The sequence below is a fragment of the Arthrobacter sp. 05N425 genome, from assembly GCF_056397125.1.
In genome coordinates, this window is sequence record NZ_JBFTMU010000008.1 from 40573 (window position 1) to 53640 (window position 13068).

Consider the following 13068-nt stretch of genomic DNA (forward strand, 5'->3'; position numbering starts at 1 on the left):
TGAACTGCTGATGGGCGCCGGACATTCACACACGACCCCGGGGCACCTCGACCCGACTCCCCGGGCGCTCGCCGCGCGGAAGAAGGCCAACTGGATCCTGGCCGCCGTCCTGGTTCCGCTGACCCTGCTGACCATCGTGGCCATGGTGTTGCTGTGGCCCTCGGGCAGCAAGGAAGGCCTTAAGCTTTCAAGTCCCTATGCGGCCGCGCCAGGCGTCAGCTTCGACACCGGAAAAATCCAGCGCCTCGTCGTCGCAGGCTGCATGGACGGCCCCGCCCAGCCGGGCGCCCCGGCCGCTGCCGGGCCCGGACAGGGCTCGCAGTGCACCTTCGCCTATACGGACCCGGACAAGGGCGGCAACCCGGTCAAGGTGGTGATCAACCCCGACGTCGCCAAGTCCCACGGCGTCAAGGTCGGCGACAACATCCGCTACCTCAACCTCTCCAAGGCCCAGGGCGCCGCCGCGGGAGGCGTGCCCGCCTACGTGTTCGTCGACTTTGTCCGGACGCTGCCCATCATCCTGCTCGCCGTGCTTTACGCCGTGGTCGTGATCGCAGTGGCGCGCTGGCGCGGGCTGCGCGCCCTCATCGGCCTTGTTGGCGCCTACGCCGTGCTGGTCTCGTTTATGCTTCCCGGCCTGGTGGAAGGCAAACCGCCGCTGCTGCTGGCCCTGGTCGGATCCACGGTGATCATGATCGGCGTGCTCTACTTCGCGCACGGCTTTACCGCCCGGACCTCGACGGCGCTGCTGGGGACGATGTTCGGCCTGGGCATCACCGCCGCGCTCGCGGCCTGGGCCACCGACGCGGCGAACCTTGCAGGGGTGGGCAACCATGACGCCGCCACACTCGCCAACGTTTCGGACCACATCTCGATCTCGGGGATCATCCTGTGCGGGCTCATCATTTCCGGACTCGGTGTGCTCAACGACGTGACGATCACCCAGTCCTCGGCGGTCTGGGAGCTCTGGGAACTCGCTCCCGGGACGTCCGCGCGGAAGCTGTTCGCCGCGGCCATGCGGATCGGCCGGGACCACATCGCCTCCACTGTCTACACCATCGCCTTCGCCTACGCCGGGGCGGCCCTGCCGATCCTGATCATCGTGATGCTCTACGAGCGCCCGCTGGGCGACGCCCTCACCAGCGCCGAACTCTCCGAGGAAGTGATCCGCACGCTCGTCGGCTCCATCGGCCTGGTCCTGGCCATCCCCGTGACCACGCTGATCGCGGTGCTCGTCGTGAAGGCCACCGGGCTGAAGGGCGGGAGCGCGGCGGACGACGGCGGCCGGCCCGCCACCGCTCCCGCCGGGGGCCCGGTCGAGGCCGGCCCGTCCGGTGGGGGCTCTGCTGATGGGGGGTCTGCTGATGGGGACTCGTCCGACGGGGGATCGCCCGACGACGGGGGCTCGGAACCGGCGCCGGCGGGCCGCCGCGGCCGACGCGCCGCCGTGCCCGGCTGACCGGGCCGCTGCGCGCCGCCCGGTACACGCCGCGATTTCCACATAGCCGGCCTGGATCCCGCCGATTTGCCCGGCTTTGAGACAATGGACGGGTGACTGTTGTAGCAACGCCTCCCGCCCCCAAGCTGGAACTGCCGCCCCTGAAGCTGGGTCCCCTCACGGTGGACACTCCCGTGATCCTGGCTCCGATGGCGGGCATCACCAACTCCGCCTTCCGCAGGCTCTGCCGTGAATACGGCGGCGGCCTGTACGTGGCGGAGATGGTGACTTCCCGTGCCCTGGTGGAGCGCACGCCCGAATCGCTGCGCATCATTTCGCACGACGAGGACGAGAAAGTCCGCTCCGTCCAGCTTTACGGCGTGGACCCTGTGACCGTCGGCCAGGCCGTCCGGATGCTGGTCGAGGAGAACCGCGCGGACCACATCGACCTCAACTTCGGTTGCCCGGTGCCCAAGGTGACCCGGCGCGGCGGCGGCTCGGCGCTGCCCTGGAAAACGGACCTCTTCACCTCGATCGTCCAGACCGCGGTGAAGGAAGCGTCCAGGGGCAACATCCCGCTGACCATCAAGATGCGCAAGGGCATCGACGATGACCACCTCACGTACCTTGACGCCGGCCGCATTGCCCGCGACTCCGGCGTCGCCGCCGTCGCCCTGCACGGCCGCACCGCCGCCCAGTTCTACTCCGGCAAGGCCGACTGGTCCGCCATCGCACGGCTGCGCGAGGCGCTCCCGGACATCCCGGTCCTCGGCAACGGCGACATCTGGTCCGCCGAAGACGCGGTGCGGATGGTCCGCGAGACCGGCGTGGACGGCGTCGTGGTGGGCCGCGGCTGCCAGGGCCGGCCATGGTTATTCGGCGACCTCATGGCTGCCTTCGAGGGCAGCGACGTCCGCCACACCCCCGCACTCCGCCAGGTGGCGGAAAGCATCTACCGGCACGCCGAACTCATGGTTGAGACCTTCGGCGACGAGGGCAAGGCCCTCCGCGAGATCCGCAAACACATGGCCTGGTACCTCAAGGGGTACGTGGTGGGCAGCGAGCTGAGGAACCGGCTGGCGCTCGTGACAAGCCTCGAGGTGCTCCGCGGCACCCTCGACGAACTGGACCTTGATTCACCCTACCCGGGCGCCGACGCCGAGGGCCCGCGCGGCCGCGCCGGTTCACCCAAGAAGCCCGCCCTGCCCAAGGACTGGCTGCTCAACCGCAGCCTGGACTCCGAACAGACCCGCGACATCTCCTTCGCCGAACTGGATGTCTCCGGTGGCTGAAACCAGGACGAGCGCGCCCGTGCTGGACGGCTACGTGGACCGCGACTGCGCCCGCTGGGTCGAGGAGCCGCCCAAGAGCACCTACCGCTCCGACTTCGAACGCGACCGCGCCCGCGTCCTGCACTCCTCGGCGCTGCGCCGGCTCGGGGCCAAGACCCAGGTGGTCGCGCCGGACACGGACGACTTCGTCCGCACCCGGCTGACCCACAGCCTCGAGGTGGCGCAGGTAGGCCGTGAACTCGGCCGCGCCCTGGGCTGCGACCCCGACGTCGTCGACACCGCCTGCCTCAGCCACGACCTCGGCCACCCGCCGTTCGGCCACAACGGCGAGTCGGCCCTGAACGAGGTCGCGCACGCGATCGGCGGCTTCGAAGGCAACGCCCAGACGCTGCGCCTGCTGACCCGGCTGGAGCCCAAGGTGCTGGCCCCGGACGGCCGCCCCGCCGGCCTTAACCTGACCCGCGCCAGCCTCGACGCCGCCGCGAAATACCCGTGGTCGGCCGAGAACGCGCCGGTGATCCACGGCCAGCGGACCAGCAAGTTCGGCGCCTACGAGGACGACCTGCCGATCTTCGACTGGATCCGCGAGGGGGCACCCGAGCGGCGCTCCTGCTTGGAGGCCCAGGTCATGGACCTCGCGGACGACATCTCCTACTCGGTGCACGACGTCGAGGACGCGATCGTCGCCGGGCACTTCCAGCTTCGCTGGATGGACAATCCCGACCACCGCGCCCGGGTGGTGGGCTACGCGAAGCAGTGGTACCTGCCGCACAACGATCCAGCCGCCATCGACGCCGCCCTGGCCCGGCTGGAGGCCACGAGTGTCTGGGTCCGCGAGGCCGACGGCAGCCGCAAGTCCATGGCTGCGCTCAAAGACATGACCAGCCAGCTGATCGGCCGGTTCTGCCAAAGCGCGCTCGAGACCACCCGCACCGTCTACGGCCCGGAAAATCTCACCCGCTACAACGCCGAACTCATCGTCCCGGACGAGACCGTGATGGAGATCGCCGTGATGAAGGGCCTGGCCACCACGTTCGTGATGACCACCGAACACCGGCAGCCCATCTACGAACGCCAGCGCGAGGTCCTGCACGCGCTCGTGACCGCGCTTAGCGCCAGCGGCGACCGCCACCTGGAGCCGATGTTCGCCGCCGACTGGCGCGCCGCGGAGGACGACGGCGCCCGGCTGCGCGTTGTCATCGACCAGGTCGCCTCACTGACCGACGGCTCCGCGCTGGCCATGTACGAACGGCTCGTCGGCAGCCTGCCGTCGCTGTGGTGACGGTGCGGGTGACAGGCGCCATACGCCGCCGACCGGCGTCGTACCCGGGTACTAGGATGGCACCGTGGCCGGCCTGATAAAACGTGAAGACATCGACGAGGTACGCCAGCGCACCGACATCAAGGAAGTTGTCGACGGCTATGTGACCCTCAAGGGTGCCGGGCTGGGGTCCTTCAAGGGCCTGTGTCCCTTCCATGATGAGCGCTCGCCCTCGTTCACCGTGCGCCCCCAGGTGGGCCGCTATCACTGCTTCGGCTGCGGCGAGGACGGCGACGTCATCTCCTTCGTGCAGAAACTTGACCACACCACCTTTCATGAGGCCGTGGAGAAGCTCGCTGCCCGGATCGGCTACGAACTGCGCTACGAGGACGGCGGGTCCGGCCCCAACCGCGAGGAAATCGGCCGCCGCCAGCGTCTCCTCGATGCGCACAAGATCGCCGACGAATTCTTCCGCGCGCAGCTGCTGACCCCGGGCGCCACCGAGGGCCGGAACTTCCTCTACGGCCGCGGCTTCGACCGCGCCGCGGCGGAACAGTTCGGCGTCGGCTACGCCCCGCAGGGCTGGGACTCGCTGCTCAAGCACCTCCGCGGCCGCGGCTACACCGACGCGGAACTCAAACTCACCGGCATGTTTTCCGAGGGCGGCCGGGGGATCTACGATCGTTTCCGCGGCAGGCTGATCTGGCCGATCCGCGACATCGCCGGCGACACCATCGGCTTCGGCGCCCGCAAGCTTTACGAGGACGACCAGGGCCCCAAGTACCTCAACACCCCCGAGACCGCGCTCTACAAGAAGTCGCAGGTCCTCTACGGGATCGACCTCGCCAAACGGAACATCGCCAAGGACCGCCAACTGGTGGTGGTGGAGGGTTACACCGACGTGATGGCCTGCCACCTGGCCGGGATCACGACGGCGGTGGCCACCTGCGGCACGGCGTTCGGCACCGAGCACATCAAGATTGCCCGCCGGCTGCTCTCCGACGACGGCAGCGGGGGAGAAGTCATCTTCACCTTCGACGGCGACGCCGCAGGCCAAAAGGCGGCGCTGCGCGCCTTCGAAGAGGACCAGCGCTTCGTGGCGCAGACCTACGTCGCAGTGGAACCCGGCGGATCCGACCCCTGCGAGCTGCGACAGGCCAAGGGCGACTCCGCCGTCCGGGACCTGATCGGCACCCGCCGGCCGCTGTTCGAATTCGCGATCCGCGCCAGCCTGAGGCGGCACAACCTGGACACCGTCGAGGGACGGATCGCGGCCCTGCGAGAATCGGCTCCAGTGGTCGCCCAAATCCGTGATGCCGGCATCCGGCCCGCCTACGCCCGCGAACTGGCGGGGTGGCTGGGCATGCCGGTCGAGGAAGTCAGCCGTGCCGTTGGCGCCGCGATCAAACGCAACGCCCAGGGAACGTCCGGAGGCGCCGGACAGGGATATGGCCAGGGCCATGGCCAGAACCCGACGCGCCCGGCCGGAACGGCCCCCGGTGCCGCCCCGGGCGTGGCGCCCCTGCCGCCGTCGGCCACGCTGCCGGCCTTCAACCGGCCCGACCCGCGCGATCCGGTGGCCGCGATGGAGCGCCAGGCGCTCGAGGTGGTACTCCAGCATCCTTCGACCCTTGAGGGGGCGACATGGCAGCGTTTCTCCGAGGCGCGGTTCTCCACGCCCGCCTACCTGGCGATCCACGAAGCGATCCGTGCCTCCGGTCCGGGTTCCATCGGTGACCCTGCGCGGTGGGTCGAGCAGCTGCTGCAGGAGGTCCCTGAACCGCTCCGGCCGCTCGTGTCCGAACTCGCCGTCGTGCCGCTGCCAGCCAGCACCGCCGAAGCCGTCCAACGCTACTGCCGCGACATTCTGGCGCGGCTGTTCGAGCTGCAAATCACCCGGGTCAAGGCCGACAAGATGGGCCAGCTGCAGCGTCTCGACGCCACGGCGGACCCGGAAGCATTCCAGCGGCTGAATCGGGAACTCATGGAACTGGAGATGCAGCGGCGCTCGCTCCGCATGGACTCCTGATTGCCCCGCTGGGCGGCCAATTTCGCTTCCCGGCACGGTGTTTGCTAGGCTTATATCCGCTTCATTCCTCCTTAGCTCAATTGGCAGAGCATTCGACTGTTAATCGAAGGGTTGCTGGTTCAAGTCCAGCAGGAGGAGCGCACAGTCCCCGTTCCGGGTCACCGGGACGGGGACTTTTTGTATACCCGGAGGGGGTATGCGGTCGGGGCGGAGTGCGCGCCCTCCGTCTCCCGCGCCGCCGATTTCCCTAGCGGTAAAACCTTTGCTAATGTCATACCTGCTTCATTCCTCCTTAGCTCAATTGGCAGAGCATTCGACTGTTAATCGAAGGGTTGCTGGTTCAAGTCCAGCAGGAGGAGCAGACAGGTCCCGCGGCCGGTGAATAACCGGCTGCGGGGCCTTTTTTCTTGCCTCGATACCCTCTCCGGTGCTCCCTAGACGAAGAACATCTCTACCTGCAGGAAGCGCTCCGCCTCGGCCACGGCGGCCTGGAAGGCTTCATCCTCCGTGGGGGACTGCCGCGGCTCCCGCGGGTGCCACTCGTGGGCCGACGAATGGACGCGGGTGAAGCCGCCACGCGGGGGCGCGTAGAAGATGCCGAAGCGCTGCACCGGCCATTCGGGCGAGGTCTCGGGGGCCACCAGCAGGGCTGAGTCGTAGGCTGGGTTGTACCACTGCGCGATCGGCCGGCGCCGATCCTCAGTGAACAGCCCGGCCGCATAGAGGGCCGCCGACTGGGGGCTGGTCTGCGAGCACAGCCGCTCCCACCACAGAGGCAGAATACCGTCGTCGCACCGCTGCCACGTGGCCGGTAGGGGAGGAGGGTCCTGCCAGTCAGGCACACAACAACTTTATCGCCAGCCGCAGGCCGCGAACAGGGCAGCATGGCCCCAGCCCAGCCCAGCCCAGCCCAGCCTCCGCTGCTGGACATGCCCCTAGGTGCCGTCCGGCGCCGGACATGCCCCTTGTGCGCCTCGAAGCATGGACATATGCCTGTTATGTCCACTCTTGGTCGCGGGGACCGGGCATGTCCACCCTGGGGGCATGTGCGGTGCCCGTGCCTGCCACCGGACATGCCCCTACTGCGCGTCGAAGCATGGACATATGCCTGTTATGTCCACCCTTGGTCTCGGGGACTGGGCATGTCCACCCTGGGAGCATGCGCGATGCCCGTGCCTGCCACCGGACATGCCCCTACTGCGCCTCGAAGCATGGACATATGCCTGTTATGTCCACCCTTGGTCGCGGGGACCGGGCATGTCCACCCTGTCGTCTCCGCAGGGGGCATACCCACCCGCGCGTGCCGTGCGTGGGGCATGTCCCCCAAAGGGCGGCCGGTGCTAGTGGATGGAAGGCACGGTCCGCGGCCGGACCACGAGCCAGAGTGACGCGGCCGCCAGGAGGATGCAGCCGGCCTGGACGGCCCCCATCGGCGTCGCCGAGCCGAGGCCCAGCCAGCCGACCACGGGGGAGATGATGCCGGCCATCAGGAAGGTCGCGGCACCGAGCAGGGAGGCTGCGGTTCCGGCCTGGGCGCCGTGCTTGGCCAGGGCCAGCACCTGGACGCAGGGGAAGGTGAATCCGGCGCCCAGGATGTAGAACCAGAGCGGCACCATGACGCCCCACAGGCCAAAGCCCAGCTGGTCGAAGACCACGATCAGCACCGCCATGAGGAACATCCACGCCGTCGAGCAGGCGAGGATCCACTGCGGCGGGACGCGCTTGATGAGCCGGGAGCTGGTCTGGACCCCAGCGACGATCCCCAGCGAGTTGATGCCGAACAGCAGGCCATACTGCTGCGGGGAGAAGCCGTACACGTCCTGGAACAGGAACGGCGAGGCCGAGAGATATGTGAAGAGACCGCCAAAGTTCATGCCGCCCAGCAGCAGCAGGCCAACGAAGATCCGGTCGGCGAAAAGGACGCCGTAGCGCTGGCGGACCGTCAGGCCTGTGGTGCCGCGCAGCTCGCGCGGCAAGGTCTCGCGCACCACGAACACGGCCGCGATGATCACGCAGCTGCCGTAGCCGGCAAGGAAGAAGAAGATGCCCGGCCACGGCATCAGCAGCAGCAGTTGCGATCCGATGACCGGTGCCAGGATCGGGGCCAGGCCGTTGACGAGCGCCATTCGGGAGAACATCCGGACCATCGCGTAGCCGCTGAAGAGGTCCCGCACCATCGCCATCGCCACCACGCCGCCGCCGGCGGCACCGATGCCCATGAGCACGCGGAAGAGGCCCAGCGTGCCGATGTCGGTGGAAAGGGCGGCCCCGAGCGAGGCTCCGATGTGCACCGCGGTGGCCAGGATCAGGGGAAGACGTCGTCCGAACTTGTCGCTCAGCGGCCCCACCACCAGCTGGCCCAGGGCGAAACCTACCGTCGTGCCGGTCAGGGTCAGCTGCACTGCGGCCTCGCTGACACCGAGGCTCGCCTCCAGGGCAGGAAATGCCGGCAGGTAGAGGTCCACCGTGAACGGCCCAAGGGCCGTCAAGGCGCCGAGCATCAGGATGTAGAGGAGCTTCCGACGGCGGGTCAGGGAGTCCCCGGGATTGCTGTGTGTATGCACAGAGGTCAATCCTAGGCCCGCCCGACGTCGACCGCGGCTCCCGCCCGGCGTCGACCGCGGCTCCCGCCCGACGTCGACCGCGGCGCCCGCCCGGCGCAGCCCGTCGCGCCTACCCGGCGCAGCCCGCTGCCCGGGACGGCCCAGCCCGACGTCGTCCGCACCAAGCAGCCCGACGACGCCGACGCGGTGCTCGCCGGGCGCCGTCGTAAGCCGCCGCACGGCGGCCCAGCCCGCCACGCCCGTCCCGACGGGCGCGCGCGGGACGCCGGCCGGACCCTGAATGGTAGTTTTGACACCTGGGAGTGCGCGAAGCCGCGCAGACCCGGCAATCCAGCGGAAGCGGAATCACAGATGGAACCAGTTAGGCGGAACCGATGAGCGGACGGCACACCGGCAGGACAAACGGGGGGCTGCGCCTTTCCGCGCTGCCCAAGACCCTGAAACTGATCTTCAAGCTGGCACCCCGGCAACTCAATGACGAGATTGCCTTCGCGAAGGCCGAACTCAAGCGCAAGGGCATCCAGCTCGGGGTCGCTGCAGCTTTCTTCGGCGTCGCCCTCGTCTTTGTCGCCTTCCTCGTGATCGGGCTCATCGTGGCGGCCATCATGGGCCTGGCCACCGTCATGCCGGCCTGGCTCGCGGCCCTGCTGGTCTGCGCCGCCTTCCTGGTAATTGCCCTGATCGTGGGCCTGATCGGCTACGGCCGGTTCAAGAAGGCCATGCCGCTGCTCCCCGAGGAGACCATCCGCGGCCTCAAATACGACCTCGGCATTGCGAAGGAAGGCTCTTCCTTCGACCCCGCCGTCCTTGACCCCAACTCCCCGCAGGCCAAGGCAGCCAAAGCCGCCAAGGAAGAGGCTGCCGCAAAGGCTAAGGCCGAAAAGGAAGCCAAGAAGGCCGCAGAACAGCCCGATCTGGGCCCCGCCCCGACCGAGGACGAGCTGCGCCGCCGGCTCGAGACGCGCCGCCGGCACCTCACCGGCGTGCGCGACGAGCTCGGCCAGGAACTCGACGTCAAGACCCAGGCCCAGGCCCTCCTCACCGCCACCCAGCACAAGCTGGAGGAGGGCAGGGAGCTCGTGGACGACAAGATCGCCGGGTTCCGCAGCCAGGCCAAGGCCTCGGCCGAAAGGGCCGCCACCCCCGGTGCCACGGCCAACAGGTCTGGAGCCGCTGCCGAACTCGGCAAGCGCTGGAAGCCGCTCGCCGCCCTTGCAGCTTCCACAACGGCGCTCGTGTTCCTGCTGCGCCGACTCCTCAAGGGCTAGGCTTCGCCCTGAACTCCGACACTAAATCGTTGCCGGCTGTGGAAAGGGGGAACGGATGAAGTTCATCGGCGCTGGCACACGCCCCGGACAGCCCCAGATCCATCACGACCTGGTCTTCACCGTTCCCAACCTGCTGACCGTGGTCCGGTTCCTCGGCGTCCCGCTCTTCATCTGGCTGGTCCTGGCCAAGCAGGAATACGGCGCCGCCGCCCTGGTGCTGGCGGTCATGGGCAGCACCGACTGGGTGGACGGCTACATTGCCCGCCGTTTCAACCAGATGTCCAAGCTGGGCCGCATCATGGATCCCATCGCGGACCGGCTCTCGCTCATCGCGGTGGCCGTCACCCTCGTGATCGCCGGCGTCGTCGAGTGGTGGTACCTGACCGCGCTGCTCGTCCCTGACCTTGTGCTGCTCTCCATCTCGCTGTTTTACTTCCACAGCCACCCGGACCTGCCCGTGAGCCGGACCGGCAAGATCCGCACCGCCCTGCTGCTGGTCGGCACCCCCCTGCTGGTGCTCTCCAAGCTGCCCGTCCCCGGGACCGACGCCTACTTTGTGGCTGCCTGGATCTTCCTGGGGCTGGGCCTCGTGGGGCACTGGATCGCGGCCTACAACTACTTCTGGGCCATCATCCGCAAGGGCCGGGACCTCAAAGCCGGCAACGCCCGCGGTCAGCACGCCAGCGAGGGCGACATCGACGACGGCGGCCTCCGCTGATGGTCTGGCTTGCGGTTGTGCTGGCGGTACTTGGCGCCTTCTTCCTGGCCTTCGGCGCCCAACGGCAAGGGAGTGCGGTCAAGGCAGACACCGGAGGGCTGGCGCTCAGTTCCCACGGACTGCTCCGCCTGATCCGCAACCCGCGCTGGGTCCTGGGGCTCATGCTGCTCTGCGTCGGGACGGCGATGAATGCCGTCGCCCTGGTCTCGGCGCCACTGACCGTGGTCCAGCCGATCGGAGCGATCGCCCTCGTCATCACCACCATCATCAATGCCAAAGACCAAGGGCTGAGCATGAACCGGGCCACCGTCGTGGCCATCAGTTCGTGCGTCACCGGTTCGGCCCTGTTCGTGGTGCTCGCTGTGAACGTCACCCAGGAAAACCACCACGTCAGCGGCTCGGACGAGCTGACCATCGTGCTGCTGCTGGCCCTGGCCGTAAGCCTCTTTGGAACACTGGCGCTGCTCTTCAAGCACCGGATGAGCGCCTTCGTGTACATCCTCGGCGCCGGCGTCCTGTTCGGCTTCGTGGCGGTCCTGACCCGCATTATCGGCAAGCACCTGGTCGACCCGAACGGGCAGTTCCTGCTCAACGTCCAGTGGTACACGCTGGTCGCCATCCTTGCCGCCGGCGGGCTGGGCTCATGGTTTGTGCAGAGCGCCTACTCCGGAGGTCCGCCCGACCTCGTGATCGCCGGACTGACCGTCATCGACCCGATTATCGGCATCGCGATCGGCATCGTGATCCTGGGGGAGTTGCGGCCCGACGTCCACGCCGTGACGGCGATTGCCATGGGCGCGGCCGCACTCCTTGCTATCGTGGGAGTGATCGCCCTTTCAAGGCACCACCCCGAGGTCACCAAGCGCAAGAAGGACGCGCGGAAAGCCGCGGGACGGCTGTCCTAGGGCGGCGCCACAGACTTCTGGCGCAGGCCCGCCGCCTGTGCCGATGGCCAGCCGGCCACCACAGCCCCGCTGACCGCACCGTGACCACCAGGAGCTATCCCCGTGACCATGCCCGAGAATGACCAAGCCGACAAAAAGCTGACCATCCTGATTGCCGCTGACACCTACCCGCCGGATGTCAACGGTGCCGCACAGTTCGGCTACCGCTTGGCCAAGGGTATGACCGGCCGCGGGCATGACGTCCATGTCCTGGCGTGCCGGCCCAGCAAGGGCAAGAGCTTCAGCGAGTTCCGCGACGAGGCCACCGTGCACCGGCTCCGCTCGCACTCGGTGCCGACCCACGAGTACTTCCGGATCACCTTCCCGTGGGAGATCAAGAAGGAAATAGGCCTGCTGTTCGACCGGATCCAGCCGGACGTCGTGCACATCCAAAGCCATTACATGATCGGCGAACACGTCCTCTACGAGGCGGTCAAGCGCGGCATCAGGATCGTCGCGACCAACCACTTCATGCCCGAAAACCTCAACCCGTTCCTGCCCTTCCCGCAGTGGTTCAAGGACATCGTCGGCCGCGTGTCGTGGCGCGACATGGGCAAGGTCATGGGCCAGGCCGACGTCGTCACGACGCCGACGCCGCTCGCCGCCAAGGCCATGCACCAGCACGCCTTCCTGCGCAAGGTCCTGCCCCTGTCCAACGGCATCGATGCCGCAGCCTACGAACTGAAGCCGGGCGAGGAATCAACGCCGCACGCCAGCCCCACCGTGCTGTTCGTCGGCCGCCTCGCCGAAGAAAAGCACATCGACGTGCTKATCGACGCCGTAGCCAAGACGCCGGCGGCGCTCGACGTCCACCTGGAGGTCGTCGGCGGCGGCGAGGTCCGGCCCGCACTCGAGGCACGGGTGGAACGGCTGGGCCTGCAAGACCGTGTGAAGTTCCTTGGTCTGGCCAGCGACGAGGAACTGCGCCGGGCCTACCTGAGCGCGGACCTGTTCTGCATGCCCGGCACCGCCGAGCTGCAGTCCCTCGTCACCCTGGAGGCGATGTCCGCGTCCACCCCGGTGGTGCTGGCCGACGCCATGGCCCTGCCTCACCTGGTCCACGACGGCGAGAACGGCTACCTGTTCACGCCGAATGACAGCAACGACCTGGCGGCCAAGATCGAACGCGTGCTGTCGTTGCCGGCGGACGAGCGTGCGGCCATGGGCAAGGCGAGCCGAAGCATGGTGGAAAGCCACAGCATCGAACGCACCCTGCAAACCTTCGAGGACATCTACCGCGGCGCCAGCTACGACGACCTGGTCGTCTAAGCGGCCCGGATCGCCGTAGGCGGTCGTTGCCCGAGCCGGGGCGACTACTATTGCTAGAGTGTTTTTGCCCGGAATGGTCGGGCCCGTCAGGGCGTGACCGTTCCGGCCCACGGGGCTATAGCTCAGCTGGTTAGAGCGCGGGACTCATAATCCTAAGGTCCTCGGTTCAAGTCCGAGTAGCCCTACATCATCAACAGTTCCCTGGACACGCCGTGTCCCCGGGGCCGGAGCGGACGTCCTTCGTCAGCTGCGGCCCTTTTTGTCTCCCGGCCCAGGGGCCGGTCC

Annotated in this window: 10 protein-coding genes and 3 tRNA genes; 11 read left to right on the plus strand and 2 right to left on the minus strand. The window is 68.0% G+C overall.

From position 1 onward, the window contains the following. Positions 1-10 precede the first annotated feature (10 nt). The 6 genes from AC1DGE_RS12160 to AC1DGE_RS12185 all read left to right on the plus strand — a co-directional run bounded on the left by AC1DGE_RS12160 (position 11) and on the right by AC1DGE_RS12185 (position 6379). Positions 11-1459: a YibE/F family protein gene (locus AC1DGE_RS12160; protein WP_476917523.1), complete on the plus strand. Its 1449-nt coding sequence runs from the start codon at positions 11-13 to the stop codon at positions 1457-1459. Between the two features lie 92 nt (positions 1460-1551). Then, on the plus strand, positions 1552-2730 hold the full coding sequence (gene dusB / locus AC1DGE_RS12165) for a tRNA dihydrouridine synthase DusB (RefSeq protein ID WP_441419309.1): 1179 nt from the start codon (positions 1552-1554) through the stop codon (positions 2728-2730). Continuing rightward, complete coding sequence (locus tag AC1DGE_RS12170) at positions 2714-4012, plus strand: deoxyguanosinetriphosphate triphosphohydrolase (RefSeq protein ID WP_441419310.1); 1299 nt, start codon at positions 2714-2716, stop codon at positions 4010-4012. Before dusB ends, AC1DGE_RS12170 begins: the two co-directional genes overlap by 17 nt. 64 nt (positions 4013-4076) lie before the next feature. Beyond that, positions 4077-6020 carry a DNA primase gene (dnaG, locus tag AC1DGE_RS12175; RefSeq protein WP_441419311.1) on the plus strand — a complete coding sequence of 648 codons (1944 nt, stop codon included), beginning with the start codon at positions 4077-4079 and terminating at the stop codon, positions 6018-6020. A gap of 65 nt (positions 6021-6085) precedes the next feature. Further along, positions 6086-6158: transfer RNA gene (locus tag AC1DGE_RS12180), tRNA-Asn, on the plus strand. A gap of 148 nt (positions 6159-6306) precedes the next feature. Next, positions 6307-6379 (plus strand) — tRNA-Asn (locus tag AC1DGE_RS12185). Positions 6380-6454: 75 nt separating this feature from the next. Here AC1DGE_RS12185 and AC1DGE_RS12190 read toward each other — a convergent pair. Both AC1DGE_RS12190 and AC1DGE_RS12195 read right to left on the minus strand, forming a co-directional pair. After that, positions 6455-6862 carry a hypothetical protein gene (locus AC1DGE_RS12190; RefSeq protein WP_476893526.1) on the minus strand — a complete coding sequence of 136 codons (408 nt, stop codon included), beginning with the start codon at positions 6860-6862 and terminating at the stop codon, positions 6455-6457. A 498-nt stretch (positions 6863-7360) separates the two neighbouring features. Then, positions 7361-8521: a multidrug effflux MFS transporter gene (locus AC1DGE_RS12195; protein ID WP_476917545.1), complete on the minus strand. Its 1161-nt coding sequence runs from the start codon at positions 8519-8521 to the stop codon at positions 7361-7363. Positions 8522-8958: 437 nt separating this feature from the next. Between AC1DGE_RS12195 and AC1DGE_RS12200 the strand changes: the two genes are divergently transcribed. From AC1DGE_RS12200 to AC1DGE_RS12220, 5 genes are all read left to right on the plus strand, one after another. Beyond that, positions 8959-9852: a phage holin family protein gene (locus tag AC1DGE_RS12200; RefSeq protein ID WP_476909719.1), complete on the plus strand. Its 894-nt coding sequence runs from the start codon at positions 8959-8961 to the stop codon at positions 9850-9852. 55 nt (positions 9853-9907) lie between these two features. Beyond that, on the plus strand, positions 9908-10570 hold the full coding sequence (locus tag AC1DGE_RS12205) for a CDP-alcohol phosphatidyltransferase family protein (RefSeq protein WP_441419314.1): 663 nt from the start codon (positions 9908-9910) through the stop codon (positions 10568-10570). Then, entirely contained in the window at positions 10570-11475 is a 906-nt protein-coding gene (locus AC1DGE_RS12210) for a DMT family transporter (protein WP_476893528.1), read from the plus strand. The genes AC1DGE_RS12205 and AC1DGE_RS12210 overlap by 1 nt, the downstream gene beginning before the upstream one ends. Before the next feature lie 108 nt (positions 11476-11583). Then, positions 11584-12783 carry a glycosyltransferase gene (locus AC1DGE_RS12215; RefSeq protein WP_476893563.1) on the plus strand — a complete coding sequence of 400 codons (1200 nt, stop codon included), beginning with the start codon at positions 11584-11586 and terminating at the stop codon, positions 12781-12783. Between the two features lie 111 nt (positions 12784-12894). Then, positions 12895-12968, plus strand: a tRNA-Ile gene (locus AC1DGE_RS12220). The last annotated feature ends 100 nt before the right edge of the window (positions 12969-13068 follow it).

Coding starts and splice junctions, on each gene's coding strand:
- AC1DGE_RS12170 (WP_441419310.1), top strand. CDS start 2,714: ATGTCTCCGGTGGCTGAAACCAGGACGAGCGCGCCCGTGCTGGACGGC.
- AC1DGE_RS12210 (WP_476893528.1), top strand. CDS start 10,570: ATGGTCTGGCTTGCGGTTGTGCTGGCGGTACTTGGCGCCTTCTTCCTG.
- AC1DGE_RS12205 (WP_441419314.1), top strand. CDS start 9,908: ATGAAGTTCATCGGCGCTGGCACACGCCCCGGACAGCCCCAGATCCAT.
- AC1DGE_RS12160 (WP_476917523.1), top strand. CDS start 11: ATGGGCGCCGGACATTCACACACGACCCCGGGGCACCTCGACCCGACT.
- AC1DGE_RS12200 (WP_476909719.1), top strand. CDS start 8,959: ATGAGCGGACGGCACACCGGCAGGACAAACGGGGGGCTGCGCCTTTCC.
- AC1DGE_RS12195 (WP_476917545.1), bottom strand. CDS start 8,521: ATGCTCGGCGCCTTGACGGCCCTTGGGCCGTTCACGGTGGACCTCTAC.